24 protein-coding genes and 1 tRNA gene are annotated in these 25354 nt (G+C 69.1%); 10 read left to right on the forward strand and 15 right to left on the reverse strand.

What is annotated here, in order from left to right; translation table 11 throughout:
- Positions 1-24: 24 nt before the first annotated feature.
- Complete coding sequence (locus B7K21_RS12640; RefSeq protein ID WP_159448485.1) at positions 25-717, forward strand: Pr6Pr family membrane protein; 693 nt, start codon at positions 25-27, stop codon at positions 715-717.
- 50 nt (positions 718-767) lie between these two features.
- Complete coding sequence (locus B7K21_RS12645; protein ID WP_159448486.1) at positions 768-1622, forward strand: phosphotransferase; 855 nt, start codon at positions 768-770, stop codon at positions 1620-1622.
- Positions 1623-3154: 1532 nt separating this feature from the next.
- Here the strand turns inward: B7K21_RS12645 and B7K21_RS10105 are convergent.
- Entirely contained in the window at positions 3155-3358 is a 204-nt protein-coding gene (locus B7K21_RS10105; protein WP_144016176.1) for a hypothetical protein, read from the reverse strand.
- A gap of 143 nt (positions 3359-3501) precedes the next feature.
- Between B7K21_RS10105 and B7K21_RS10110 the strand changes: the two genes are divergently transcribed.
- A tRNA-Lys gene (locus B7K21_RS10110) sits at positions 3502-3574 on the forward strand.
- 13 nt (positions 3575-3587) lie between these two features.
- Here B7K21_RS10110 and B7K21_RS10115 read toward each other — a convergent pair.
- A complete protein-coding gene (locus B7K21_RS10115; protein ID WP_084075302.1) occupies positions 3588-3938 on the reverse strand; it encodes an HNH endonuclease in 351 nt (116 codons plus the stop codon).
- A 217-nt stretch (positions 3939-4155) separates the two neighbouring features.
- On the opposite strand from B7K21_RS10115, the gene B7K21_RS10120 reads away from it, so the two are divergent.
- A complete protein-coding gene (locus tag B7K21_RS10120; RefSeq protein WP_084075303.1) occupies positions 4156-4782 on the forward strand; it encodes a hypothetical protein in 627 nt (208 codons plus the stop codon).
- A 171-nt stretch (positions 4783-4953) separates the two neighbouring features.
- Positions 4954-6258, forward strand: a complete 1305-nt coding sequence (locus tag B7K21_RS10125; protein WP_234989273.1) for a nitrate/nitrite transporter — start codon at positions 4954-4956, stop codon at positions 6256-6258.
- A gap of 48 nt (positions 6259-6306) precedes the next feature.
- Here B7K21_RS10125 and gtfA read toward each other — a convergent pair whose 3' ends face one another.
- Positions 6307-7800: a sucrose phosphorylase gene (gene gtfA / locus B7K21_RS10130; protein ID WP_084075304.1), complete on the reverse strand. Its 1494-nt coding sequence runs from the start codon at positions 7798-7800 to the stop codon at positions 6307-6309.
- Between the two features lie 152 nt (positions 7801-7952).
- Here gtfA and B7K21_RS10135 point away from each other — a divergent pair, with 152 nt between their 5' ends.
- The 5 genes from B7K21_RS10135 (at position 7953) to B7K21_RS10155 (ending at position 13428) form a co-directional block, all read left to right on the forward strand.
- Positions 7953-8285 (forward strand): hypothetical protein, encoded by a 333-nt coding sequence (locus tag B7K21_RS10135; protein ID WP_144016177.1) that lies wholly within the window; start codon positions 7953-7955, stop codon positions 8283-8285.
- A gap of 140 nt (positions 8286-8425) precedes the next feature.
- On the forward strand, positions 8426-9310 hold the full coding sequence (locus tag B7K21_RS10140; RefSeq protein WP_084075306.1) for an alpha/beta fold hydrolase: 885 nt from the start codon (positions 8426-8428) through the stop codon (positions 9308-9310).
- A gap of 14 nt (positions 9311-9324) precedes the next feature.
- Positions 9325-10227, forward strand: coding sequence for an aldo/keto reductase (locus B7K21_RS10145; protein ID WP_084075307.1), 903 nt, complete (start codon positions 9325-9327; stop codon positions 10225-10227).
- Between the two features lie 133 nt (positions 10228-10360).
- Complete coding sequence (locus B7K21_RS10150) at positions 10361-12748, forward strand: glycoside hydrolase family 3 C-terminal domain-containing protein (protein ID WP_084075308.1); 2388 nt, start codon at positions 10361-10363, stop codon at positions 12746-12748.
- Between the two features lie 65 nt (positions 12749-12813).
- Entirely contained in the window at positions 12814-13428 is a 615-nt protein-coding gene (locus B7K21_RS10155; RefSeq protein ID WP_084075309.1) for an SIMPL domain-containing protein, read from the forward strand.
- An 85-nt stretch (positions 13429-13513) separates the two neighbouring features.
- On the opposite strand, the gene B7K21_RS10160 is transcribed toward B7K21_RS10155, so the two are convergent.
- The 12 genes from B7K21_RS10160 to B7K21_RS10215 all read right to left on the reverse strand — a co-directional run bounded on the left by B7K21_RS10160 (position 13514) and on the right by B7K21_RS10215 (position 25293).
- A complete protein-coding gene (locus tag B7K21_RS10160) occupies positions 13514-14467 on the reverse strand; it encodes a biotin-dependent carboxyltransferase family protein (protein ID WP_084075310.1) in 954 nt (317 codons plus the stop codon).
- A complete protein-coding gene (locus tag B7K21_RS10165) occupies positions 14464-15105 on the reverse strand; it encodes an allophanate hydrolase subunit 1 (protein WP_234989274.1) in 642 nt (213 codons plus the stop codon). Before B7K21_RS10165 ends, B7K21_RS10160 begins: the two co-directional genes overlap by 4 nt.
- Positions 15102-15875, reverse strand: a complete 774-nt coding sequence (locus tag B7K21_RS10170; protein ID WP_200806302.1) for a 5-oxoprolinase subunit PxpA — start codon at positions 15873-15875, stop codon at positions 15102-15104. Before B7K21_RS10170 ends, B7K21_RS10165 begins: the two co-directional genes overlap by 4 nt.
- Before the next feature lie 74 nt (positions 15876-15949).
- Complete coding sequence (locus B7K21_RS10175; protein WP_084075311.1) at positions 15950-16681, reverse strand: flavodoxin family protein; 732 nt, start codon at positions 16679-16681, stop codon at positions 15950-15952.
- Positions 16682-16828: 147 nt separating this feature from the next.
- The gene (locus B7K21_RS10180; RefSeq protein WP_084075312.1) at positions 16829-17086 is read right to left on the reverse strand and encodes a YkvA family protein; all 258 of its coding nucleotides are present in this window, start codon (positions 17084-17086) and stop codon (positions 16829-16831) included.
- Between the two features lie 9 nt (positions 17087-17095).
- Positions 17096-17584: a carbonic anhydrase gene (locus tag B7K21_RS10185; protein ID WP_084075313.1), complete on the reverse strand. Its 489-nt coding sequence runs from the start codon at positions 17582-17584 to the stop codon at positions 17096-17098.
- Between the two features lie 161 nt (positions 17585-17745).
- A complete protein-coding gene (mmsB, locus tag B7K21_RS10190; protein ID WP_084075314.1) occupies positions 17746-18972 on the reverse strand; it encodes a multiple monosaccharide ABC transporter permease in 1227 nt (408 codons plus the stop codon).
- A gap of 1 nt (position 18973) precedes the next feature.
- A complete protein-coding gene (gene mmsA, locus B7K21_RS10195; protein WP_084075315.1) occupies positions 18974-20548 on the reverse strand; it encodes a multiple monosaccharide ABC transporter ATP-binding protein in 1575 nt (524 codons plus the stop codon).
- A 102-nt stretch (positions 20549-20650) separates the two neighbouring features.
- A complete protein-coding gene (chvE, locus tag B7K21_RS10200) occupies positions 20651-21811 on the reverse strand; it encodes a multiple monosaccharide ABC transporter substrate-binding protein (protein ID WP_084075316.1) in 1161 nt (386 codons plus the stop codon).
- 161 nt (positions 21812-21972) lie between these two features.
- Positions 21973-23478 carry an L-arabinose isomerase gene (gene araA / locus B7K21_RS10205; RefSeq protein WP_084075317.1) on the reverse strand — a complete coding sequence of 502 codons (1506 nt, stop codon included), beginning with the start codon at positions 23476-23478 and terminating at the stop codon, positions 21973-21975.
- Entirely contained in the window at positions 23475-24188 is a 714-nt protein-coding gene (locus B7K21_RS10210; protein WP_084075318.1) for an L-ribulose-5-phosphate 4-epimerase, read from the reverse strand. The genes araA and B7K21_RS10210 overlap by 4 nt, the downstream gene beginning before the upstream one ends.
- Before the next feature lie 130 nt (positions 24189-24318).
- Positions 24319-25293, reverse strand: a complete 975-nt coding sequence (locus B7K21_RS10215; RefSeq protein ID WP_159448487.1) for a LacI family DNA-binding transcriptional regulator — start codon at positions 25291-25293, stop codon at positions 24319-24321.
- Between the last annotated feature and the right edge of the window lie 61 nt (positions 25294-25354).

A 25354-nucleotide genomic window follows, 5' to 3' on the forward strand; every position in this document is an offset into this window, starting at 1 on the left:
CCGCCCCACTGCTAGCGTCGAGCCGTGAGAGTCGCCTGGTACCTGGTCCGCATCGTCGCCGCGTTCACCATCTTCACGGCCGTGGCGGCGACGTTCCACGCGGTGCTGACCGCCGGCGACCTGGTGTTCTGGAATTTCTTCGGCTTCTTCACCATCCAGTCGAACATCATCGCGATGGTCGTGCTGATCCTCACGGCGCTGCACACCGACCAGCCGCGCTGGGGCTGGCTCACCTACGCCCGCGCGGCCGCGACCACGTATCTGATCATCGTCACCGCCGTGTACTGGACGCTGCTCGTGAACGTGGACGTCCAGACGCCGCAGGTGTGGACGAACACGATCCTGCACGCCGTCTCGGGCGCGATCATGCTCGCGGACTGGCTGCTCGAGGGCCCGCGCCGGCCGCTCGACTGGCGCATGTCGTGGACGGTGCTGATCTACCCGGTGGCGTGGCTGACGGTGATCCTGATCCGCGGCGCGACCGACGGCTGGGTCCCGTACCCGTTCCTCAATCCCGCGAACGGCTACCTGTCCGTGGCGCTGGTGAGCGCCGGGATCGTGGCTCTCGGCTGGGTCGTCGGACTGGGCGTGTTCCAGCTCACGCGCTGGCGCCTGATCACCCCGGACGACAACCACCGCCACATGCCCGACGCCGCTGTTGCGTCCCCCGACGACGAGCCCGACGCGCGGCTCGCCCTGGAGTCGGATCCCGCGTGAGCTTCGACACGGTCCCACCGCCGGCCCATCCCTCGATCTCTCCGGACACCGTGTCAAGCCTGATCGCGGATCAGCACCCCGAGTATGCGGACCTCCCGCTCGGCCCGCGCTTCGATGGCTGGGACTGCGCCGTATTCAGACTCGGCGAGGACCTCGCGGCTCGCATCCCCCGCACCGACGACGCCGTGGTGTGCCTGCAGACGGAGATGCACTGGCTTCCCAGGCTCAGCGGCGGATGGGAGTTCGCGCACCCGACGTTCATGGCGCACGGCCAGCCAGGCCACGGCTATCCGTGGCCGTGGGCGGTCATCACGTGGATCCCGGGCGACACCGCCGACGAGGTGCCCCTCAATGCCGACGCGGGGGCCGCTGTGGGGCGCGCGCTCGCCCAGGTGCATACGCCCTCGCCGGAGGACGCGCCGTTCAACATCGAGCAGTCGATCCCGATGTCGGACCGCGACCCGAAGACGACCGAGCGCATCCATCGTGCACACGCGGACGGCGGACCGCACGGCGAGCTGCTCGACCTGGATGCGGCGCTCGCCCTGTGGTCTGAGGCCCTCGCAGCCGCGCCGAACTCCGAGTGGGTGTGGTCGCATGCCGATCTGCACGGAGCGAACGTGCTGAGCCACGGCGGCGAGTTCGGCGGGATCTTCGACTGGGGCTCGATGGCAATGTGCGACCCGGCGGTGGATGTGGGTTTCACTCATGCGCTGATGCCGCGCGCCGGAGTGGACGCTCTCCTCGAGGCCTACGACCGTGAGACGGGGCGCGTGGACGACGCGTTCGTGGCTCGGGCGCGCGGCATCGGCCTGGCGAAGGCCGTGGGGATGGCGCTGTCGCCGCGCGAGGTGACGCGCGCGATGGCGTGGCGGTCGCTCGAGGCGCTGGGGCTGGTGCACTAGCTATTGTGCCCAGGCAGGTCGTTCAATCTGCTGGTGGGTGGGACCTTGCCGATGGCTGCGTGTCGCCGGCGCCTACGAGCGCGCCAGCTCGCTGACGAAGCTCTGCATGATTGGGCTTCGGCACGGTTCGGACTCCTCACATTGGAGCCTGAACGACACGCTTCCAAAGGTAGCCAAACCCTGGGGCGGGTCGGTCAACGACGGATCGCGGCCACTTCGATGGTCAGAAGCTCGCCCGTTGTCTCCGTGTAGTGCTTGAGGAGGACTTCTGCGAGACATGGTGCTCTTTGCTCTGCCTGGTCGACGGCCCAGGTAATGACCTCTAGCGCACTCGACTGCTCAAGGTCGTATGCGTAGCAGGCTCCACGGTCAACCTCGGGAGGATCAATCCAGAGGTGGACTCGATAGTCCTGCGGGCCGCGCGACTCAAGAGTCGCGTCACGTTCGTCAACAACGCGAACCTCCATCAGGAATGGATGTCCTTGTAAATAGTGACGCGCTCAGTGTCGATGGTCCCGATTCCCGGGGAGACAATCTGCATTGACGATAGAGCCGTCCAGTAGCCCTTGCCAGTGCCGCCATGGCCGACCGTCTCTCGCGGGCAGTAGAAAATCCTCGACCCCCCGACCGCAACGGTCTGTGCGTAGACGTCAGACGCTCGCAAGGTGCCGTAGTAGCCATCGCTAAGCGAGAAGTACAGGCCACAAACCACTCTCACGGAAACGGATGAGTATCCAGACCCAGAGCACGTGACGGTGAGCTTGTAGATAGCCCCGCCTGCTCCTCCCGAGTAATGCGGGTAGTGGGTGGTCCCTGAGCACACAATGACCCCCGGCTGGCCTGTCGAGAAGCCAAGCGGACTGACCGCGGGAGAGCCTGAGACATCGTCGGTGACAGTCAGCGTCGAAGTCAGGATGACGTCCGCTGACGAGTCATTCGACTCGGCCCCAGCGGGTGCGCTCACGAGCAATGCGCTGAGTAGCCCGACGAGTGCGGCTGCAGCCAGCGGTCGTCGCCAATATGAAAATGTTCCCACCATGACTCCCCCTTTGCCGCGATCACCAGGTGCAACACCCGCATCCAAGTCCTAGCACTGGCGTCCTCGTGACACAAGGGCCACGGGCCTGAAGATTGAGGGCGTTGTTCCGCGGCGGCGAGACGGGTGCTCCGTCGCCGCGTTGACGCTCCCATAGGTGTCAATTCGCAATCTCGGCGACCTCGAGGCACGCGGACCTCTCCGGCGGCGACGCGAGCCGGCAAGCCCGCTGAATCGACTGTACGCCTGGGAGTGCCTGGCCTTGGGCCGACTAGGGCGTGTGTGGGCAGCCCGCCCCGAGCGTGCCTCGCACGTTTGCTGGCCTCCGACGTCCCGTAGTGCCATTGTCAGGATCGTTTCGTCCAGGTGTGGAGCCAAGGCCGTCACGTCCCTCAACTAAGGCCGCCTACCTCTGCGCCCCACACCGATCACTGAGGTAGCCGAAACCCAGGCTCTCACCGCCGCGCGGCCGGTCTCATCGCACCACGTCCACGGCTCAGCCCGAGTGGTTCATCCCTGGCCCGCGCTGCTGCTTCTGGACGGTGGACGGCGGCGGGGCGTGGGCGTCGGCGTTCTGCTCGCCCTCCATCTCCGTGCGGCCCTGGTGCTTGCTGTGCACACCGCCCTCGGGCGGCCGGTGCGAGGCGGCGTTGTCGAGCGGGATCGGGCGGTCCTGGTCGCGGTGCTTCGTGTCGGTCATCACTGCTCCCTTCATCGCATCCCCTCCCCTCCATGAGAACGCGACTCGACGCGCGGCGCATCTTCTCGCGCCCTCCTCGGCTCGCGAGCCCGCCCGACGCTGTGGCCGGAACACCTGGACGCACGCCGATACGATGGGCGAGCGGGCCTCTAGCTCAGTTGGTAGAGCAGCGGACTTTTAATCCGTAGGTCGTGGGTTCGAGCCCCACGGGGCCCACTCTTGGTCGCCCTCAGACCTCGCCGTCCGCGAGATCGCGTGCGATGCGCGCCCACCGCACCAGGAACCTGGGCTCGTCGAGCCGGCGGCGTCGCATCCACGACGTCACCTCGTCGTTGCACTTGCTGGCGTTGCAGGATCTGCAGGCGGGCACCACGTTGTCGAGCGTGTAGCGACCTCCGCGCGAGATGGGCAGCACGCAGTCCTTCTGGAGTGCGGACACCGCGTCACCGCAGTAGGCGCAGCATCCCCACGCGTCGAGGATGCGCTGCCACTCGCCTGCGGTGAGGTCGCTTCCCGAGGCGGCCACCCGTCGGGCTCTGCGGCGCGCGGCACGAGCCTTGCGGGTGCGTGCGACTGCCATGACTCGCACCCTAGTTCCGGTCGCGAGCGTACGGGCGCGGCCGCGCCGCGAGAGCAGCGGTCACGGCGATTCCGCAGCTCGGACGCAGCCCGCTCGGACGCGGGACGCACGTCAAGGCCGATGTGGAATCCGCCACAAACCGGCGCGAACCCGTCACCACCTGCACGAAACGGACGGTGACCTGGACGTGAAGACCTCACCGAGCAATGGAGCGAACATGTCTCAGTCCCACACCGCATCCGCAGGCGTCTCACGCCTCCGCCAGCGCGCACTGATCGCCGCGAGCGTGGCAGGAATCGCCGCCCTCGCCGTCGGCGGAGCAGCCGCCGCCGACGAGGCCAAGCCGGGCGACGCCCTCTACGAGATCGACCGCGCGCTCGAGGCCGCCGAGGAGGCGCTCGAGGACATGGATGAGCTCGAGGGCGACGAGGCGGAGGAGCTCAGCGGCCTTCTGAACGCCGCTCAGTCCGTTCTGAGCAACGGCTCCGAGCAGTCGCTCGAGCGCCGCACCCAGGTGGCGGAGATGCTCGTCTTCATGGCCACCACGGACCTGAAGGGCAAGGAGTTCGGTCAGGCCGTCTCGCAGCACGCGCGCGGCATCTGGGTGGACCCGGAGACCGTCGACGAGGAGACCACGGAGGACGAGACCGTCGCCGAGGGCGACGAGGTGACCGGCGAGGACGAGATCGTCGACGAGGAGCTGACGCTCGACGACGAGAAGGCTGCCGCCAAGGCTGAGAAGGCCGCCGAGAAGGCTGAGGCCAAGGCGGCCAAGGCTGCCGAGAAGGCCGCGAAGAAGGCGGAGAAGTCCGCAGGCAAGGTGAACAAGGGCAAGAAGAACTAATCCCCCTGCAGTCCGGCCCGGTCGCCCGTCAGCTCAGGCTGACACGGCGGCCGGGCCGGACTGCGTTTGCGCCACCGAGGGGCCCGATGGACCCTGGCGCGGGGCGTAGCCTGGGGTGACCTCCGCCAGCGTGCCGGGGACACCCCTGCCCGATCCAGCCCGAGGAAGCCCGTGACCACCGCCCGCAGCCCCCGTCTGGCCTGGACGATCTTCGCCGTCGCGGCTGCCGCGTACTTCATCGCGGTCATGCATCGCACGGCGCTCGGCGTCGCGGGCGTCGAGGCCATCGACCGCTTCGGGGTACAGGCCACGGCGCTGTCGATGCTCGCGGTGGTGCAGATCGCGGCCTACGCCGCCATGCAGGTGCCCGCCGGCGTACTGCTCGACCGCTTCGGCCCCGCCACGGTGATGGTGGGTGGCTCTTTGGTCATGGCGGCCGGCCAGGCGCTCATGGCGTTCGCACCTGAGTACGGCTGGGCGGTCGCAGCACGAGTGCTGATCGGCGTGGGCGACGCCCCGATCTTCATCGCGGCCACCAAGGTGGTGGCGCTGTACTTCCCGCCCAAGCGCGTGCCGGTGATGGTGCAGATGACGGGCCTGCTGGGGCAGACGGGCCAGCTCGCCACGGCCGTGCCGGTCGCCTTCGCGCTGCACCACGCCGGCTGGACGCCCACGTTCGCGGGACTCGCCGTCGTCGGCGTGCTCGCCGCGCTCGGCATCTGGTGGGTGATGCTCCGCCCGGGCCACGGCAAGCCCACGGAGCGACCCGCACGGTTCTCGGTGGCGGAGGCGCTGCGGACGCATTGGCGCACGCCCGGCGTCAGGCTCGGCTTCTGGTCGCACTTCCTGGGCCCGTTCACCATCAACACGATCGCGCTGCTGTGGGGCGTGCCGTTCTTCACGCAGGGCCAGGGCTTCTCGACGGCGCAGGCCAGCGCGCTGCTCACTGTCGCGGTGCTGACGAACATCGCCGTGGGCCCCGTCATCGGGGCGCTCACTGCGCGCTATCCCGGGCGTCGCTCGTGGCTCGTGCTCGGCGGTGCGAGCCTCACCGCGCTCGCGTGGGTGGCGATCCTCGTGCCGTCCACGCCTCGCCCGTTCTGGCAGATGGTGCTGTTCGTGGTCGTGGTCGCAGCCGGAGGGCCGATGTCGCTGGTGGGCATGGACTTCGCGCGTTCCTTCGCGGCGCAGCACCGTGTGGGCAGCGCGACCGGCTTCGTCAACATGGGCGGCTTCGTGGCGAGCATCATCGCGATCCTCATCGTCGGCGTCGCGCTCCAGGTCGCGTCTCCCGCTGGCGCCACGACGTACACGCTCGATGAGTACCGCATCGCGTTCGCGACCCTGCTGGTCCCGTGGCTCATGGGCGTGATCGGCGTGGTGACAAGCCGCCGCGAGACCCGCGCCGCCATGGCCGCCGACGGCGTCCATGTACCCACCGTGCGTGAGGTGTGGCGCCGCTTCCGCGAGCGCTGACGCCCGCGTCGGGCGTGCCCGACGCGGGGCCTACCCTGCTGCCGAAGCTCAAGTGCGCGGCGGGTTGCCCAGGAGGTCGTCGGTCCTGCCCGACGCGACGGGGCCCGTCCACTCGATGCTCGCCTCGCCGGTGGCGAGGTCCACGACGAGCGTGGCCGACGCGTCGGGCACTGCCTCTCCCCGCCGCACCATGGTGAGCGTCGTGCCTTCGGTGCTGACCTCGCACACGCCATCGAACGCGGGGTGCGCGCTGCGGAAGGCGCACAGCGCCATCAGCGAGCGCACCACCTTGCGGCCCAGCGCCTCGACGAGCGAGTCGACGTCGTAATACGGGCGGTTGATGTCGCGGCCGACGGCCGTCTCGCGCAGCAGCGCGACGTCGTTGCGCGCCGCGAGCGCGCCGGCGTAGTACACCTGCGGAATGCCGGGCGTGAAGAACTGGATGGCGCGGGCGGCGAGATACCGCGCATCGTCAGCGCCGAGCGCGTCGTAGAACGTGCAATTGACCTGGTAGAGGTCAAGGTTCGAGGCTGCGGCTCCGGTGGCCTCGCGCGACGTGCCGCCCGAGTGCTCGTGGATGCCCTCGACGAGCTCGTCGATCTGCTGCGGGTCGAGCAGTCCGGGCTCGTCGGGGCCGGCCGGACCCGCGTCGATGACGCCGATGCCGTCGTGCGTGTCCAGCACCGTGACGGCGTTGGTGGGGCGGATCTCGAGCCAGTGCGCGAGCACCTGGGCCTCGCCCGTGTAGAGCGCATGCAGCACCAGCGGGGGCAGCGCGAAGTCGTACACGAGATCCACCGACGCGGCGATCTCCATCTGCCGCTTGTAATACGAGTGCACCTCGACCAGCACGTCGACGCCACGCGCGCGGGCCTGCTCCGTGAAGGAGGCGATGAACTCGAAGCTCTCCGGCACCATGAACGACGACGAGCCCGGCACCTTGACCGCGTAGCCGACGGCGTCGAGGCGCACCAGGGTGACGCCCGCGTCGGCGACGGCGTCGAGTATCGAGGCGAGGTAGGCGCGGCCCGGCTCGGAGTGGATGTCGATGTCGATCTGCTGCGACGTGAACGTGGTCCAGACGAGCCGCAGCTCGCCTCCCAGCTTGATCGGCGTGAACGGCAGGCCAGGTCGTGGGCGGTAGATCGCGGTGAGCTGCTCCTCGGTGGCTCCGTGGGGGAAGACCGTGCTGAACGTCAGGAACATCGGCGCGAACTCGGAGTCGCGGCCCCTCTCCACGACGTCTTGGAACGCGGCTGAGCCGGCGGAGACGTGGTTGACGATGAGATCCACCATGGTGGTGTGCATGCCGGAGAGCTCGCGCACGTCGTCCCAGGTGCCCAGGCGGGGATCCACCTGCGTGTGATCCTCGGGATCGAAGCCCGCGTCCGCGCCGTCGAACGGCGTGAAGAACGGCAGGATGTGCACACCCTTGAAAGCCGAGGCGAACGGCTCGCTGCGCAGAAGCCGCGTCAGCGTCGGGATGTCGCCTGCCAGCCGATCGGCATAGGTGATGAGCTGTACGGGACCGTGGGCTTCCATGGCGTCCTCCTTGAGTCCTGCCGACGTCGTCGTCCACTGCCAGCATGCTGGAGGCGGCGCTCGAGCGCGAGGCGAGACGTCCGTTTCTGACTCGCAGCCACCTCGCAGGCCAGTCCCAGGCACCTCTGAGAATGGCGGCGTGGACTGAGAGCATGAAAGGACGACACCGCACCCTCGCCGCATTCGCGGCCACGTCCGTCGGCGTGCTCGCGCTCGCCGGCTGCGCGACGGCCATGGACCACGACTCCGCGTCCGCCTCCGGAGCGACGAACGTCGCACTCACCTCTGATGACGACGCTCCACGCGCGCCGCGCGCCGAGCCCACCGGAACGTCGACGAGTGTCGCCGTGCTGGATCTCTCGCTCAACTTCGAGGCCGCGAACGCAGTCAACGGCAACGCCCACGCGGGCGACGCCACCGCGGATGACGGCGCACGCGACGCCACCACCCTGACGCTCCCGGCCGGGGTGAGGCTCGCGGCCTGACGCGCCCCACGGACGCTCTCTGACACGCGCACGCGTGCAGTCGCGGCGTGTCGCGAGCAACACGCCGCGCGAGCCACCCTCGTGAGTCTCGAAGTGATCGCTCCGAGGCCGTGCGCGCTCGGCGCCGCTAGCATCGGCGCATGGCCGACGCTGAAGTCACCCGCCGCGAGGACGACCTGGTCGATTCGCACGGCATCCGCATCCACTACACCGTGTGGTCACCGCGCGAGCCACGCGCCGTGGTGCATCTGCTGCACGGGGTGGGCGAGCATGCCGGGCGCTACTCGCATGTGGGAGCGGCGTTCGCGAGGGCGGGCTACGAGGTGTGGGCCGATGACCACCGGGGGCATGGCCGGACCGGCGTGGAGCAGCACGAGGGGCATCCGGACCGTCTGGGGCGGCTCGGTCCCGGCGGTCACCGCGCTGCAGTGGAGGCGGTGCGGCTGATCTCCGCCGGGGCGCGCCAGGCGCATCCCGAGCTGCCGCTCGTGCTGTTCGGCCACTCGTGGGGCTCGCTCATGGCGCAGATCATCCTGAACACGCACTCGGACGACTACGACGCCGCAATCCTCATGGGCACGGCGCACCGCACCGTGCGCCACATGAACGGCGGGAACCTCAACGCACGCTTCCGTCACCTCGGCGACACGGGACTCGAATGGCTGAGCCGTGACCCGGCGGTCGCGCACGCCTTCAAGGCGGACCTGCTGACCACGGACGTGCCGCTGCTGAAGCTGTTCGGCGTGCGCGACACGCTGCGCCTCCTGGGACGCCCCTCGCGTGACGTGAACGACCTTCCGCTGCTGATCACGGTGGGCGATGACGACCCGCTGGGCGGCGCCGAGTCCGCGCACCACCTCGCGCACGACTATGAGGACCGCTCCGGTCTCACGGATGTCACCGTGAAGGTCTACGAGGGCGCCCGGCACGAGCTCGTGAACGAGACCAACCAGGACGAGGTCATCGGCGACCTCATCGCGTGGCTCGACCAGCGCGTCGGGCTTGCGACGCCGCCCGGGACCTGACGTAGCCTCGCAGAATGAGCAACCCCAGCAACCCCAGCAACCCCAGCAACTCCAGCAACTCCAGCAACTCCAGCATCCCCACCCTGACCCTGAACGACGGCCACGCCCTCCCGGCAGTCGGCTTCGGCACGTATCCCCTGCAGGGCGACGCCGGATACCGCGCCGTGCGCCAGGCGCTGGACGCCGGCTACCGCCTCATCGACTCCGCAGTGAACTACGAGAACGAGGGCGTCGTTGGCAAGGCGATCCGCGACTTCGTGACTGAATCCGGCGTGGACCGCGACGAGATCACGGTGCAGACCAAGCTGCCCGGCCGCCACCACGGCGCCGACCGCGCGCCGGCCTCGATCGAGGAGTCGCTCGCGCGCCTGGGTCTGGAACGCATCGACATGATGCTCATCCACTGGCCCAACCCGATCACGGGCAGGTATCGCGAGGCGTGGGCCGCGCTCGTCGACGCTCGTGAGCGCGGCCTGGTCCGCTCCGTGGGCGTCAGCAACTTCACGGCGGCACACCTGAGCGACATCATCGCGGACACGGACGTGACGCCCGCGGTGAACCAGATCGAGCTTCACCCGTGCTTCTCGCAGAGCGAGATGCGACGCGCTCACGCCCGCCACGGCATCGTCACGGAGGCGTGGAGCCCCCTCGGCAAGCGCGAGGCGCCGTTCGATCAGGAGAGCGTCGCCTCAGCCGCCGAGGTCCACGGCGTGAGCCCGGCGCAGGTCATTCTGCGGTGGCACGTGCAGCTCGGCTCCGTGCCGCTGCCCAAGTCGGCCACGCCCGAACGTCAGGTCGCGAACCTCGACGTGTTCGGCTTCGCGCTGAGCGACGACGAGATGGCGGCAATCTCGGCTCTGACCAGGCCCGACGGCCGCCTCTTCGACGGCGACCCCGACACCCACGAGGAGATGTGACGCCTCCGCGCGGCGGCGGGTCCGAACCAGCACCCTGAGCGCGACCCAGCGACCGCGTCGGGCAGGCGAGGAACGACCTTCGCGCGTCGATAGTCTGGGGACAGGACCCCGCACCGATGCGCGAAGGAAAGCCATGACCAGCCACCTCACCCGTGCCCGCGAGATCGTCTCGACGCTCACCGTAGACGAGAAGGTGCGGCTGCTGTCCGGCGCGGACCAATGGAACACCGAGGCGGTCCCTGCACGAAGCATCCCGGCGACCTCGGTCTCCGACGGCCCGCACGGACTGAGGCACCAAGCCCCCGACGAGGACCACGTCGGCCTCGACTCCTCGGATCCCGCCACCTGCTTCCCCACCGCCTCCGCTCTGGGCGCCACCTGGGACCCCGCGCTCATTTCCGAGGTGGGCGCCGCTCTCGCCCGCGAGGCGCGATCGCTCGACATCGACGTCATCCTGGGACCGGGCCTCAACATCAAGCGCCACCCGGCGGGCGGCCGCAGCTTCGAGTACCTCTCGGAGGATCCGATCCTGGCGGGACGCATGGCCGCAGCGATGGTGAACGGCATCCAGTCCCAGGGCATCGGGGCTTGCCTCAAGCACTTCGCCGCGAACAGTCAGGAGCGCGACCGCCTGCGCAGCGACTCGGTGGTCGACGAGCGCACGCTGCGCGAGATCTACCTCACCGGGTTCGAGATCGCGGTGAAGGAGTCACGGCCCTGGACCGTGATGTGCTCGTACAACAAGGTCAACGGCACGCACGCCAGCCAGCACCGCAGGCTTCTCACCGGCATCTTGCGCGACGAATGGGGCTTCGAGGGGCTCGTGATGTCCGACTGGTACGCGGTCGCGGACCGCGCCAAGGGAGTCGCAGCCGGGCTCGACCTCGAGATGCCTGGCTCGAGCGGCATGTACGACCACGAGGTCAAGGCAGCCCTCGCCTCGGGCGCGCTCGATCAAGCCGACCTCGACACCGCAGCGGCACGCGTCATCGCGCTCGCGTTGCGCGCCGCCGCCGAGCGGGAGGCCCACGCGGACGACGCCCCCGCCGACCCTGACGCCCATCACGCTCTCGCACGCCGCGCCGCGGCTGCGGGTTCCGTCCTCCTCAGCAACGACGGCGCACTTCCCCTGGCGCCGGAGACCGACGTCGCGCTGATCGGCGCCTTCGCAGAAACACCCCGCTTCCAGGGCGCTGGCTCGTCGCAGGTGAACCCGACGCGGCTCGACACCGCCCTCGGCGCGCTCGAGGAGCGGCTCGGCGGTCGACTCACCTACGCGCCCGGCTACGACGCGGCGACGGGAGAGACGACCGACGCGCTCGTCGCCCAGGCGCGCCGCGCGGCTGCGGACGCCGACACCGCAGTCCTCATGCTCGGACTGCCGGGCTCGTACGAGGCAGAGGGCTATGACCGCGACCACCTGCGCCTGCCGCACGGCCACACACGGCTGCTCGAGGAGGTGATCGACGCGAACCCGAACACGGTCGTCGTGCTGTGCGGAGGCGCCCCCATGGAGCTGCCGTGGGCCCACCACGCACGGGCGATCCTGCTCGCCTACCTGGGGGGTCAGGCCGGAGGATCGGCCGTCGCGGACATGCTGCTGGGCGATGTCGAGCCCGGGGGGCGCCTCGCCGAGTCGTTCCCCGTGCTCGCGGCCGAGCTGCCGTCTCATGACAACTTCGCGACGCACCCCACGCAGGCCCTGTATCGCGAGGGGCTGTACGTGGGCTACCGCTTCCACGACACCTGGGACGTGCCCGCGCGCTTCCCGTTCGGCCACGGACTCGGCTACACGACGTTCGCGCTGGACGCACCACGCGTGAGCGGCCGCGGCACCTCGCGCACCGTAAGCGTCGAGGTGACGAACTCCGGAGACCGGGCGGGCACGACCGTCGTGCAGGTATACGCGCACGACAAGGCCTCGACCCTGCACCGTCCCGTGCAGGAGCTCGCCGGGTGGGCCAAGGTCGCGCTCGAGGCCGGCGCGTCCACCACCGTCAAGATCGCCGTCGACGAGAGGGCGCTCGCCGTCTACGACGTCGAGTCCGCGTCGTTCGTCGTCGAGCCGGGCGAGTTCGAACTGCGCGTGGGCCTCTCCTCGACCGACATCCGTGGCACTGTCACGGTGCGTGTCTCCGGCGGAGCGACGCCCGCCGAGGTTCCCGCGCCAGCTGGCCCTGTCGCAGACGATGCGGAGTTCGCCGCGCTGCTCGGATACCCCGTGCCCTCACCGGCACCCACGCTCCCGTTCAATCGAGAGACGACCCTGCGGGAACTCAAGCTTTCCGCGCTCGGACTCGGCACGCACGCCGTCATCAGGAGGATGGCAGGCAAGCAGATGGGCCTCGCAGATGAGTCCGATGCCGTCGGTGTCGCGATGCTCGAAGCGATGCCGCTGAGGGCACTGGCCATGGCATCGGACGGCATGGTCTCTCCGGCCCGACTCGACGCGTTCATCCGCGTGCTCAACACGTCGACAGGCAAGGCGCGCCGGGCGCGGAGGTCTCAACGGGAGGGCTGACGTGACCTGCGGCTGTCGGCGCTGTCACCAGGACAGAGTCGGACCGCCAGCCCTAGGCTGACCGCATGGCTCCCGACTCCCCCACCGTGTCCGTGACGGGCCGAGGGTCCGCGACGGCAGCGCCCGATCGCGGCACGATCCGACTCGAATGCAGGGCCGAGCGCGCGACGGTCGCCGATGCGATGGCGGACGCCAATGCGGCGGTGCGCATGGTGCGAGCCGCCGTCGCCGAACACGGCATCGACGCCGCAGCGGTGCCGACCGTGGGCGCCACCGTCCGCGCGGTCGAGCGAGGCATGCGCGGTGAGCCGCAGGGAGCGACCGAGTACGTGGCGAGCCACCGGCTGCAGATCGGTGTCGAGGATGTCGCCCGGCTGGGCGAGGTGCTCGCCACGGCCATCGCGGCTGCAGGCGACGCCGCACGCCTCGAGGGCGTCGAGGTGGGGGTCGCTGACGGGCAGGCGCTGCATGCCGAGGCACGCGAGGCCGCCTGGGCCGACGCCGTGGCCGCCGCTGCGAGGCTCGCCGAGCTCGCGGGACGGAGGCTAGGGTCCGTGCGGAGCGTGACCGAAGGAGCGGAGGCAGTGGTCGCGCCGCAGCGCATGGCGGCGACGGTTCCAGTGGAGCCCGCCGGGGTCGAGGCCCAGGCCGTGTTGCGGGTGGTGTGGGAGCTCGCCTGAGCTGGAGCCCAGTGCCGCTCACGGCCGTGGTGCGCGCTGTGAGGCACTCAGTGCTCAGTTCAGCCGAGCGTGAGCACTCAGTGCCTCACAGGGCGCGAGAGTCGGCGATGGCGAACCGCACGCGCGACCCCGGCGCCGCCTGAGACGCTCGCGCCACTCCCTCGTGCGTGACGACCCCCACGACGGGATACCCGCCCGTCGTCGGATGGTCAGCGAGGAACACCACGGGCAGCCCGGAGGGCGGCACCTGCACCGCGCCGAGCACCATGCCCTCGCTCGGCAGCTCGCCCGCGCGTGCCCAGTGCAGCGGCAACCCGTCGAGCCGGAGCCCCACGCGGTTCGACTCGGACGTCACGACGTACTCCGCCCCGTCAAGTGCCGCGAGCGCGCGCGCAGTGAACCAGTCCGCGCGCGGCCCCAGGACCAGCGGCAGCTCCACCGCCGGCGCGTGATGCGCAACACTCATCTCGGTCACCGCCGCGCCGCTCAGCCCCACCGCGCCGCCGTCGGTGACACTACTGCGGAGTGCACCCATCGTCGCGAAGGCCGGCTCGCCGTCGGCCTCGGAGCCGACCGCGAGCGTGGCGCCCACCCGCAGCGGCGCGGGACCCAGGCCTGAGAGCAGGTCGGTGGATCGGCTTCCCAGGACGACGCCCGCGTTGACCCCGCCGCGCACGGCCACATAGCTGCGCAGTCCGTCGACGGCGGCACCCACCTCGAGCACCTGTCCCGCGCGCAGGCGCACTGGCGCGCCCCACGGCGCAGGCACGTCTCCGACGCTGACGCGGCAGCGCGCGCCTTCGACCGCGACGACGGCCTCGCCGCGGACGCGCAGCGCGCACCCCGTCGCGGTCGTCTCGAGCGTCGCGGCTCCCGGGGCGTTGCCGACGAGCGCGTTGGCCCGCAGATGCGCGTCCACGTCCGCAGCGCCTGAACGCGGCACGCCCAGGTGCGCGAGCCCCAGACGTCCCAGGTCCTGCACCGTCGTCAACGCTCCCGCGCGCACGACCTCAAGCGCGGTGTCGGCGCCGGCGCTCATGCGCAATGCCCCGCCTCGACGAACCGGACCCGCGTTCCTGGCGCGAGCAGCGCCGGCTCGGCGCGCGTCGCGTCCCACAGCACAGCGTCCACCGCCGTCCCGATGATCCGCCATCCGCCAGGCGACTCGCGCGGGTAGACGCCCGCGAACTCGCCTGCGAGACCCACCGCGCCCGCGGGGACGCGCGTGCGTGGAGTCTCGAGCCGCGGCACTGTGCGCCCCATACCCGTGAGATACGCGAAGCCCGGCGCGAATCCGCAGAACGCGACAGTCAACTCCGCGCCGCATACGAGGCCCGGCACGGCGTCCACCGGCACTTGCCAGAGTTCGGCCACGGACCGCAGGTCAGGACCGTCGAACGTCACGCCGATCTCGACGAGAGGGCCCCCTGTCGCCTCCTCAGCGCGCGGGTCCCATGCCGCCACCTCGGCGGCCAGGTCGTCGCGCGCCTGCGGTCCTCCGACCCCATCAAGCAGCACGGTGCGCGCGCCCGGGACAATGTCCGTCACATGGAGTGCGCCGTCGTCGTGCAGAGCGCGCGCGTGCGCCGCCCACGGCGCGATCGCCGCGCCGCTGTCTGCCTCGATGAGCAGCGCGTCGTCGCCCACCGGCGCTATGCGCACCTCGCGAGTGCTCACGCTCCGCCGCCCGCGAAGGCGCGCAGCTGCACCCCATCCCGTTCGAGCGCGGCGCGCACCCGTGCCGCGAGCGCAGCCGCGCCCGGAGTGTCGCCGTGGACGCAGAGCGAGCGTGCGGAGACCAGCAACGGTGCGCCGCCCGCGTCGGTGATCGGCTCGTGACGCGCGATCGCGACCGACCGGGCGACCACCGCGTCGGGCTCGTGGAGGACCGAGCCCGACTCGGAGCGTGGCTGGAGCGAGCCGTCGGCCTGGTAGGCACGGTCGGCGAACGCCTCGGTGAATGACGGAACCCCGGCGGCGTCGGCCTCGCTCAGGAGGGCGGAGCCCGGGAGGCACAGCACTGCGAGCGCCACCCCCGAGGCCCGGGATGCGACCTGCACGCCCTCGATGACCGCTGCGGCCTGCTCGGCGTCGCGCACCACGCGGTTGTACAGCGCGCCGTGCGGCTTGACGTAGGCGACGGCGCCTCCCGCGGCCCGCGCGAACACGTCGAGCGCGCCCACCTGGTACGCCACCTCCGCGGCGAGCTCGTCGCGCGGCACGTCCATGGGGCGCCGCCCGAAGCCCGCCAGATCCAGGTACGACACCTGCGCGCCGATCGTCACTCCCCGCTCGACCGCCCGCTCGCAGACGCGTCGCATCGTCGGGGCGTCGCCCGCATGGAAGCCGCACGCGACGTTGGCCGACGTCACAGAGTCGAGCAGGGCGTCATCGTCGGTGAGGCGCCAGCGCCCGAAGCCTTCGCCGAGGTCGGCATTGAGATCGATCAGGGGCGCGGTCACGTCACCAACCTAGCGGCGACGGCAAGGATGCGGCCGATGCGCGGGCGGCCGCGCCGTCGTCAGCGGTACTCGGGATTCGGGTGTCCGTAGCGCTCGCCCGCGTTCCAGCCCTCCCGTGAGTTGCCGCCCGCCGGGAAGCCTCCGCCGGCCTTGAGCCACGCGGCAGTGTGCAGCAGGTTCCACGTCATGAACGTGAGGTTGCGCTGGGTGAAGTCCGTCTCGGGGCCACCGCTGCCCTCGTCCAGGTACGACGGTCCGGGGCCGATCCCTCCGATCCAGCCCGCGTCAGCATTGGGCGGGATCGTGTATCCAAGGTGCTGAAGCGAGTACAGGACGTTCATCGCGACGTGCTTGACGCCATCCTCATTACCGGTGACGACCACGCCTGCGGTACGTCCGTAGTAGAGGTACTGGCCGCGATCGTTGAGGTCACCCGAGAGCCCGTAGAGGCGCTCGATCACCCTGGTGGCGATGGAGCTCTTGTCTCCCAGCCAGATCGGCGTGCCTACCACCAGGATGTCCGCAGCCAAGATCCGTGCGGCCAGCTCGGGCCAGTCGTCGCGCTCCTGATTGCCGCCCGGCACGTCCTCGCGCATGTCCGGGTACACGCCCGGCGGGATCACATGGTCCGCGGCGCGGATCACGTCCACCTCGACGCCCTGGTCGCGCATGAGCGTGATCGAGTCGTCCATGAGGCCTTGCGTGTGACTGAGCGCGGGGCTCGGCTTGAGCGTGCAGTTGACGAAGACGGCCTTCAGCCCTTCGAAGGTCGCGGGGGCGGTGTCAGACATGCTGCTCCATCCCGACGCACGGGCCGACTCCGGCTCTCGGGCGGCCGCGGCGCCTCGTGAGCGGCAACGCCCGACGCGGGGGCAGGCATTCCCCGCCGTCACCTGGGAGCGTGGGTGGAGGCCCGGCGCGTGCGTGTCTGCGCGACGCTACGCCTCCGCGCCGCTCCCGTCGAACGACCCTCGTCCCAGACCGGCCTCCCAGCGTGCCTTCTCGCGCGCCACGAGCGTGAACAGGATGCCGAACACTCCGACGTCGTCGACGACGCCGATGGGCCCGAAGAACAGCTCAGGGATGATGTCGATAGGCGAGATCGCATAGATCACCGCGCCCACGGCGGTGATCCACGTCATCGGCGCGAGCCGGTGCTCGCCGGTGCGGATCGCCTCGAAGAACCTCCACCACATGGCGCGCTCCTACTCGACCTCGCGCAGCTGACCGGTGTGGACATCGAAGACGAAGCCACGCACCTGCGTCGAGTCGACCAGGAACGGGCTGCGGCGCAGCCGTTCCATGGACTGGCGGAGGTCGGCGTCGAGGTCCTTGAAGCTCTCGGGAGTCCACGTGGGCTTGAGCCCGGTCTCCTCGAGCAGCTGGTTGCGCAGCTCGTCATCGGTGAAGGTGAGCGCGCCGCAGTCGGTGTGGTGGATGAGGATGATCTCGCGCGTCCCGAGCTTGCGCTGCGAGATGGTGAGCGACCGGATCATGTCGTCAGTGACCACGCCGCCCGCGTTTCGCATGATGTGCGCGTCGCCGATCTCGAGTCCGAGCAGCGCGAAGATGTCCAGGCGCGAGTCCATGCAGGACACGACGGCGAGCTGGCGAGCCGGCGCCAACGGACGATCGGGCGTGTACTGCTCCGCGTACGCCTTGTTGTTCTCCAGCAGCTCGTCGGTGATTCCCATCCGGCCCTCCAGTGTCCGCGCGTCCGGCCCCGGGTGGTCCGGCGCGTGTCTATGGCTTCACAGCGTAGGCGAGGTCGCCTGCATTCCCGCGACGAGTGGGACGGCGGGCACGACGAAGGGGCCCCGCCGTGCGGCGGGGCCCCTTCGTCAGCGCGTACCGGTCAGCGACCGCCGGCGCGGCGCTTGTTGTACACGTCGAAGGCGACGGCCAGCAGCAGCACCAGGCCCTTGACGATGTTCTGCACGGACTGCTCGTAGCCGAGCAGCTGCATGCCGTTGGTCATGGTGGCCATGATCAGACCACCGACGATGGCGCCGGTGACGCGACCGACACCACCGGTGACCGCGGCACCACCGATGAACGACGCGGCGATGGCGTCGAGCTCGAACATGTTTCCAGCAGCGGGCTGTGCGCCGTTGGAGCGGGCTCCGAAGAGCACGCCTGCGATACCGGCGAGGAAGCCCATGTTGAGCATGATGCCGAAGTTGACCCACTTGACCTTGACGCCGGACAGCGTCGCGGCGGTGAGGTTGCCACCGATCGCGTAGACGTGGCGACCGAACACCGTGCGGGTGGTGACAAGCGTGTAGATGATCACGAGCACCGCGAGGATGATCAGCACGTTGGGCAGACCACGGTCGTTGGCGAGCAGCCACGAGAACGCCATCACCACTGCCGCGACCGCGACGAGCTTGACGATGAACAGCGGCATCGCCGTGACGTGCTGGTTGTACTTCACCGCGGCCGCACGCTGACGGAACTGCGTGAAGATGTATCCGGCCACGGCGACCGCGAACACGACCAGCGTGAACACGTCATAGCCGTTGCCGCCGAACAGTCCGTTCTGGAAGCCGATGCCGATGCGGGTGTACTCGGCCGGGAACGGCGAGAGCGAGATGTTCTCGAGCGTCAGGTACGTGGCACCTCGGAAGATGAGCATGCCCGCCAGGGTCGTGATGAAGGCCGGGATGCCGACGAACGCGACCCAGAAGCCCTGCCACGCTCCGACGAGGAGGCCAACGGCGATGGCGGCGAGCACGCCGACCCACCAGGGCTGACCGCCCTTGATGACCACGACAGCCGAGACGGCTCCGGAGAACGCCACCACGGATCCGACCGAGAGGTCGATGTGTCCGCCGATGATGACGATCACCATGCCGATGGCGAGCACCAGGATGTACGAGTACTGCAGGACGATGTTCGTGACGTTCTGACCGGACAGCAGGGTGCCATCGGTCAGGAACGCGAACAGGACGATGATCGCGATGAACGCGATGAAGATGCCGGACTGGCGGATGTTCGAGGTGAACGTCTCCTTGATCGACTGAGCGATCGAGTTGACGTTGGTCTCGGCGCCGTCGTTCTGGGCGGTTGCAGGAGTTGACATATCAGTGGCTCTCTCCAGCAGAAGCCGCAGCCGGCTTCGCGGTTCGTTCTTGGGTCATCAATTTCATGAGTGCCTCGGGGGTGGCCTCATCGACGGGCATCTGGCCCGTCACGCGGCCGAAGGCGATGGTGAAGATGCGGTCGCAGGTGCCGAGCAGCTCGGGCAGCTCCGACGAGATGATCACCACGGCCTTGCCCTCAGCGGCGAGCTTGTTGATGATCGTGTAGATCTCGTACTTGGCGCCCACGTCGATACCGCGCGTGGGCTCATCGAGGATCACCACGTCAGCGTCGGTGTACATCCACTTCGAGAGCACGACCTTCTGCTGGTTTCCTCCGGAGAGGTTGCCCGCCTTCTGCAGCACGGACGGCGTCTTGATGTTCATCGCGACGCGGTAGTCCTGCGCGACCTTGAGCTCCTCGTTGGTGTTGATCCACCCGTTGGACGTGAGCTTCTTGAGGCCGGCAGCCGAGATGTTGTGGCGGATGTCTGCGATGAGGTTCAGGCCGTAGCGCTTGCGGTCCTCGGTCGCATAGGCGATGCCGTTGTCGATGCACTCGGACACGGTGTGCGTGTTGATCTTCTCGCCACGCTTGTACACCTCGCCGCTGATGCCGCGACCGTAGGTGCGTCCGAAGATGCTCATCGCCAGCTCGGTGCGCCCTGCGCCCATGAGGCCCGCGATGCCGACGACCTCGCCGGCCTTCACGTCAAAGGCGGCGTTGTCGATGACGACGCGGCCGGGCTGCGTGGGGTGGTGCACGGTCCAGTTCTCGACTCGGAATGCCTCGTCGCCGATCTGCCGGCCGGTCTTCGGGGGATACCGGTTCTCGAGCTCGCGACCCACCATGCCGCGGATGATGCGGTCCTGGGTCGACTCGGGGAGCGACATGTCGAGAGTCTCGATGGTCTGCCCATCACGGATGATCGTCGTGGTGTCCGCGACGTACTCGATCTCGTTGAGCTTGTGCGAGATCATGATCGACGTGATGCCCTGCTCGTCGCGCAGACGCTTGAGCAGGTCGAGCAGGTGCTGCGAGTCGGAGTCGTTGAGCGCGGCGGTCGGCTCGTCGAGGATCAGCAGCGACACCTTCTTGGAGAGCGCCTTCGCGATCTCGATGAGCTGCTGCTTGCCGACGCCCAGCTGGCCGACGGGCGTGGTCGGGTTCTCGTCCAGGCCGACCTGATGCATCAGGTCGGTCGCGCGGTGGTTGGCCTCGTTCCAGTCGATGAGGCCGAGCGCATTGCGCACCTCGTTGCCGAGGAAGATGTTCTCCGCGACCGTGAGGTGCGGGACCAGCGCGAGCTCCTGGTGGATGATGACGACGCCGGCGTCCTCCGACTCGTTGATCGAGTGGTAGCGCGCCTCTTCGCCCTTGAAGACGATCTGGCCGTCGTAGGTGCCATACGGGTACACACCCGAGAGCACCTTCATGAGCGTGGACTTGCCGGCGCCGTTCTCGCCGCAGATCGCGTGGATCTCGCCCTCCGCCACCCGCAGCTCGACGTCCTCCAACGCCTTCACTCCGGGGAACGTCTTGGTGATGGAGTGCATCTCGAGGATGTTGTTAGCCATCGTTCCTCTCCATTGACATGATGACTGCGCCCTGGCCCGTGGCGCCGGCTCCGGAGGGAACCGGCGCCACGGGTGGATCAGGGTGTTGCGTGTGAGTTCGCCTTACTCGGCAACGCCGGAGGCGACCTCCTCGGCGGTCCAGTAGCCGCTGTCGACCAGCAGCGACTGGATGTTGGACGCGTACACGATGTCCGACTCGAGCAGGTACGACGGCACGACCTTCACGCCGTTGTCGTAGGTCTCGGTGTCGTTCGCCGTGGGCTCGCCGCCCGCAAGGATCTCCTCCGCAGCGGTCACGGCCTGGGTCGCGAGCTTGCGGGTGTCCTTGAAGATGGTCGAGAACTGGACGCCGTCGGCGATCAGCTTGACCGAGGCGATCTCAGCGTCCTGACCGGTGACGATCGGGAAGCCGTCCGCGGTGGTGCCGGAGTAGCCGGCGTTCTGCAGCGCGGTGATGATGCCTCGCGACAGACCGTCGTACGGCGACAGCACGCCCTGGACCTTCGCGCCGCTCGAGTACGTCGAGGTGAGCAGGTCCTCCATGCGCTTCTGCGCGGTCTCCTGCTGCCAGCGCAGGATGGCCACCGTGTCGAAGTCGGTCTGACCCGAGGTCACCACGAGGGTGCCGTCGTCGATCAGCGGCTGCAGCACGGACATGGCGCCGTTGAAGAAGAACCCGGCGTTGTTGTCGTCAGGCGAGCCCGCGAAGAGCTCGATGTTGAACGGACCGGTCGCGTCGCCCTCGGAGCCGTCCTCGTTGAGGAGGCCGAGGCCCACCAGCAGCGAGGTCGCCTGCTGGACGCCCACCTGGTAGTTGTCGAAGGTCACGTAGAAGTCCACGTTCTCCGAGTCACGGATGAGGCGGTCGTACGCGATGGTCGCGATGCCGTTGTCGGCAGCCGTCTGGAGCTGGCCCGCGAGAGCCGTGCCGTCGATGGCCGCAACGATGAGCAGGTCCGCACCGTTCGTGATCATCTGGTCGATCTGCTGCGACTGCGTCGGGATGTCGTCGTTGCCGAACTGCAGGTCGACCTCGTAGCCGAGCTCCTCGAGCTGGGACTTGACGGCGTCGCCGTCAGCGATCCAGCGCTCAGAGGTCTGCGTGGGCATGGCCACGCCGACGCGGAAGGTCTCGCCGCTGTCGCCACCAGCAGTGTTGGTGGCGTCGTCGGTCGTCTCTCCTGCACCGGAGCCGCCGCATGCCGCGAGGGTCAGCGCCATCGCGGTACCGGCTGCCGCAGCGATGAGCTGCTTTGCCTTCATATCTCCTCCTTGAGATCCACCCTGCGCCACCTTGCGCAGGTACGGTGGTATGGCAATTGTGTTCACGTTCACATTGGTGAGTCAAGCCGCTCAGGTCACGATCACGTAACCATCGGGAAACCGATTCGAGACTTTGACAAACCTGATGTTTACGTGGGGTTTTAATGACCGAACACCTTGGCGTTGAGCGCGAGGTCGCGGACGAATCCGTCGATCGTCGTCTCGGCCGTGATGGTAGCCAGCTCCACGCCCGTCATGCGGGCGAAGTCCTTCCAGGTGGCAAGCGACGTCTGGGTCGACATCGCCGTGTGGTGCGCCGCTCCAGCCTCGAGCCAGCACGTGGTCGCGGTCGCGAAGTCGGGACGCGAACGCCACACCGCGCGCCCCACGGGCAGGTGCGGCATCGGCTCCGGCAGCTCGACGTTGTCGACCTCGGCCGCCACCAGGCGGAACCGATCGCGCACGTCGGACATCGCCACCACCACGGCGGGGCCGGGGTCCGCGGTGAACACCAGGCGCACCGGGTCCTCCTTGCCGCCGATGCCCAGCGGGTGCACCTCGAGCGACGCCTTCGCGGACGACAGCGAGGGGCTCACCTCGAGCATGTGCGCACCGAGAGACAGCTCCTCTCCCGCGACCAGGTGGTACGTGTAGTCCTCCATGAGGCTCGCGCCGCCCGGACGGCCGGCGCCCATGACGGCGGCGATGCGCACGAGCATCGCGGTCTTCCAGTCGCCCTCCGCGCCGAAGCCGTAGCCCTCTGCCATGAGGCGCTGCACCGCGAGGCCAGGCAGCTGGCGAAGTCCACCGAGGTCCTCGAACGAATCGGTGAAGGCGTGGAATCCGCCCTCCTCGAGGAACGCGCGCAGGCCGATCTCGACCGCGGCGCCGTAGCGCAGCGACTCGTGCTTCTCGCCACCGGGCTTGAGCTCGTCGGCGACCTCGTACAGGTCCAGGTACTCGGCGACGAGCGCGTCGACCTGCTCGTCCGTCGCCGCGTCCACGCGCTCGACGAGCTCGTTGACGCCCCACGTGTTGATCTGCGCGCCGAACACGGCCTCCGCCTCGGTCTTGTCGCCCTCGGTGACCGCGACGTAGCGCATGTTGTCACCGAAGCGCGCGACCTTCATGTCGAACGCGGCGAGGCGTCCGGCCGCGGCGCGGGTCCACTCGCCGATGCGGGTCGAGACCTCAGGGTTCGAGGCGTGACCCACGACGGTGGTGCGCGGGATCGCGAGACGCGACTCGATGTAGCCGAACTCGCGGTCGCCGTGCGCGGCCTGGTTGAGGTTCATGAAGTCGAAGTCGATGGTGGACCACGGGAGCTCGACGTTCGCCTGCGTGTGGAGGTGAAGCATCGGCTTCTGGAGCGCGTTGAGTCCGGAGATCCACATCTTGGCCGGCGAGAACGTGTGCATCCACGTGATCAGGCCGATCACCTTGGGGTCCGCGTTGGCGGCCCTGATGGTGTCGAGGATCTCGTCGCGGCTCTTGACGACCGGCTTCCACACGAGCGTGACGGGGATGTCCCCCGACGCCTTGAGGAGGTCGACGACGCCCTGCGACTGCTCGGCGACCTGCGCGAGCACCTCGGGGCCATAGAGGGTCTGCGACCCCGTGAGGAACCAGACCTCGTACTCGGCGAGGTTCGGGACGATCCCGGTCATGCCATGCCTCCCTGCGGCTTCTGTCCGTAGACGTTCTGATAGCGGTCGAACAGCGCGTCAATCTTGTCCTGAGGGATCGGGACCAGGTCGCCGAGCTGCATTGCGATGTGGGTGGTGCGTGCGACGTCCTCGCACATCACCGCGGCCTTCACTGCGTCCTTGGCGTCCTTGCCGATGGTGAAGGGCCCGTGGTTGGCCATGAGCACCGCACGCGAGCGGTGGCCCGAGAGGGTCTCGACGATGCCGCGGCCGATCGAGTCGTCGCCGATGATCGCGAACGGTCCCACGGGAATCTCGCCGCCGAACTCGTCGGACATGCCGGTGATCGTGCACGGGATCGGCTCGTTGCGGGCCGCGAAGGCGGTCGCGTAGGTCGAGTGCGTGTGGACCACGCCGCCAACGTGGGGCATGTGGCGGTAGACGTACGCGTGGGCGGCGGTGTCGGAGGAGGGCGAGCGGTCCGAGCCGAGCGTGCCCGGGATGACGTTGCCGTCCAGGTCGCACACGACCATGTTCTCGGGCGCGAGCTCGTCGTAGCTCACGCCTGACGGCTTGATGACGAACAAGTCGTGGCCGGGCACGCGGCCGGACACGTTTCCGCCAGTCCAGATGACGAGCTGGTAGCGGGTGAGCTCGCTGTGCAGGTCGCTGACCTGCTTCCTGAGATCGACCACGGCCGCCTCGATGGCGGCGACGTCGTACTCGGTCATTGAGGGCCTCCTTGCCTTCGCCGTGTAGATGATAACGCTAACATCGGTGGGGTGCGAACGGGACCGAGGTCCCATGCCCGACGCGCTGGCCGGGGTATCCGCGCGTGCCCGGCCGCCGCGTCGGGCGTCCTCACCTCGCCGCAGCCCCGACGGGCGCCACCGACGACCTGAGGACCAGCTCGGGCTCGAGCGGCTCGGTCGAGGGGGGCTCGGTTCCCGCGAGCGTCGCCTCGAGCAGGGCCACCGCGAGCATCCCGACGGCGCGGAAGTCCTGCTTGACGGTCGTGAGCGGCGGGAGCATGTGCGCGGATTCGGGGATGTCGTCGAATCCGACCACGCTGAGGTCCTCCGGCACCTTCATCCCCGCATCGGACGCCGCGTGGATCAGGCCCATCGCCATCTGATCGTTGGCGCAGAACACTGCCGTCGCGGTGGGGTCGATGCGGCGATACGCCTCGAAGCCCGACTGCGGGCTCCAGTCGCCCTCGGCCATCCTGAGCCTCGCGAGGCCATGACGCGCCATGAAGCGCGTGTACGCATCGGCGCGCAGCTGCGCCTCGATCGAGTCGAGCGGACCCCGCACGTGCTGAATGCGGCGGTGGCCCTGCGCGTACAGATGCTCAAGCACTAGGTCTGCGCCACCCTGCTGGTCGACGGAGACGGACCAGCGGCCGCGCTCCTCTCCGGTGAGCAGATACGCCGTGGGAACCTCCGCGCCCATCGAGTCGTGGACCTCGAGCACCTTGCGCGACGGCGCCATGATGACGAGCGCCTCGACCGAACGTCCATGGAGGAACTCGAGCGCCGCCTCGATCGAGCTGCGGCGGGACGCGGTCGCCGTGATGAGCGGCTGCAGTCCCGCGTCGCGCAGCGCATGCTCCACTGCGTACAGGCTGGACGTCGCTCCGAACGTGGGGTTATCCGGCGCGATCACACCCACGACGCCCGTGCGGCCCGTCGCGAGCGAGCGAGCGGCAAGGTTGCGGCGGTACCCGAGCTCATCGATCGCGTCGAGCACGCGCTGGCGGGTGTCCGGTCGGATGCCCTCGAAGCCGTTGAGCACGCGTGACACCGTCTGATGCGAGACGTGGGCAAGCGCCGCCACGTCGTGCATGCTGGGACCTCGGGCGCCTCGGCCCATGCGCCACCTCCTTGGGACGTCATGC

It is taken from the genome of Demequina sp. NBRC 110052, from assembly GCF_002090075.1.
Classification (GTDB): domain Bacteria; phylum Actinomycetota; class Actinomycetes; order Actinomycetales; family Demequinaceae; genus Demequina.

Bases quoted from the DNA above. Each gene is read 5' to 3' on its own strand.
- B7K21_RS10105 (WP_144016176.1), bottom strand. From the start codon at position 3,358: ATGACCGACACGAAGCACCGCGACCAGGACCGCCCGATCCCGCTCGAC.
- B7K21_RS10115 (WP_084075302.1), bottom strand. From the start codon at position 3,938: ATGGCAGTCGCACGCACCCGCAAGGCTCGTGCCGCGCGCCGCAGAGCC.
- B7K21_RS10120 (WP_084075303.1), top strand. From the start codon at position 4,156: ATGTCTCAGTCCCACACCGCATCCGCAGGCGTCTCACGCCTCCGCCAG.
- gtfA (WP_084075304.1), bottom strand. From the start codon at position 7,800: ATGGAAGCCCACGGTCCCGTACAGCTCATCACCTATGCCGATCGGCTG.
- B7K21_RS10135 (WP_144016177.1), top strand. From the start codon at position 7,953: ATGAAAGGACGACACCGCACCCTCGCCGCATTCGCGGCCACGTCCGTC.
- B7K21_RS10140 (WP_084075306.1), top strand. From the start codon at position 8,426: ATGGCCGACGCTGAAGTCACCCGCCGCGAGGACGACCTGGTCGATTCG.
- B7K21_RS10145 (WP_084075307.1), top strand. From the start codon at position 9,325: ATGAGCAACCCCAGCAACCCCAGCAACCCCAGCAACTCCAGCAACTCC.
- B7K21_RS10150 (WP_084075308.1), top strand. From the start codon at position 10,361: ATGACCAGCCACCTCACCCGTGCCCGCGAGATCGTCTCGACGCTCACC.
- B7K21_RS10155 (WP_084075309.1), top strand. From the start codon at position 12,814: ATGGCTCCCGACTCCCCCACCGTGTCCGTGACGGGCCGAGGGTCCGCG.
- B7K21_RS10160 (WP_084075310.1), bottom strand. From the start codon at position 14,467: ATGAGCGCCGGCGCCGACACCGCGCTTGAGGTCGTGCGCGCGGGAGCG.
- B7K21_RS10175 (WP_084075311.1), bottom strand. From the start codon at position 16,681: ATGTCTGACACCGCCCCCGCGACCTTCGAAGGGCTGAAGGCCGTCTTC.
- B7K21_RS10180 (WP_084075312.1), bottom strand. From the start codon at position 17,086: ATGTGGTGGAGGTTCTTCGAGGCGATCCGCACCGGCGAGCACCGGCTC.
- B7K21_RS10185 (WP_084075313.1), bottom strand. From the start codon at position 17,584: ATGGGAATCACCGACGAGCTGCTGGAGAACAACAAGGCGTACGCGGAG.
- mmsB (WP_084075314.1), bottom strand. From the start codon at position 18,972: ATGTCAACTCCTGCAACCGCCCAGAACGACGGCGCCGAGACCAACGTC.
- mmsA (WP_084075315.1), bottom strand. From the start codon at position 20,548: ATGGCTAACAACATCCTCGAGATGCACTCCATCACCAAGACGTTCCCC.
- chvE (WP_084075316.1), bottom strand. From the start codon at position 21,811: ATGAAGGCAAAGCAGCTCATCGCTGCGGCAGCCGGTACCGCGATGGCG.
- araA (WP_084075317.1), bottom strand. From the start codon at position 23,478: ATGACCGGGATCGTCCCGAACCTCGCCGAGTACGAGGTCTGGTTCCTC.
- B7K21_RS10210 (WP_084075318.1), bottom strand. From the start codon at position 24,188: ATGACCGAGTACGACGTCGCCGCCATCGAGGCGGCCGTGGTCGATCTC.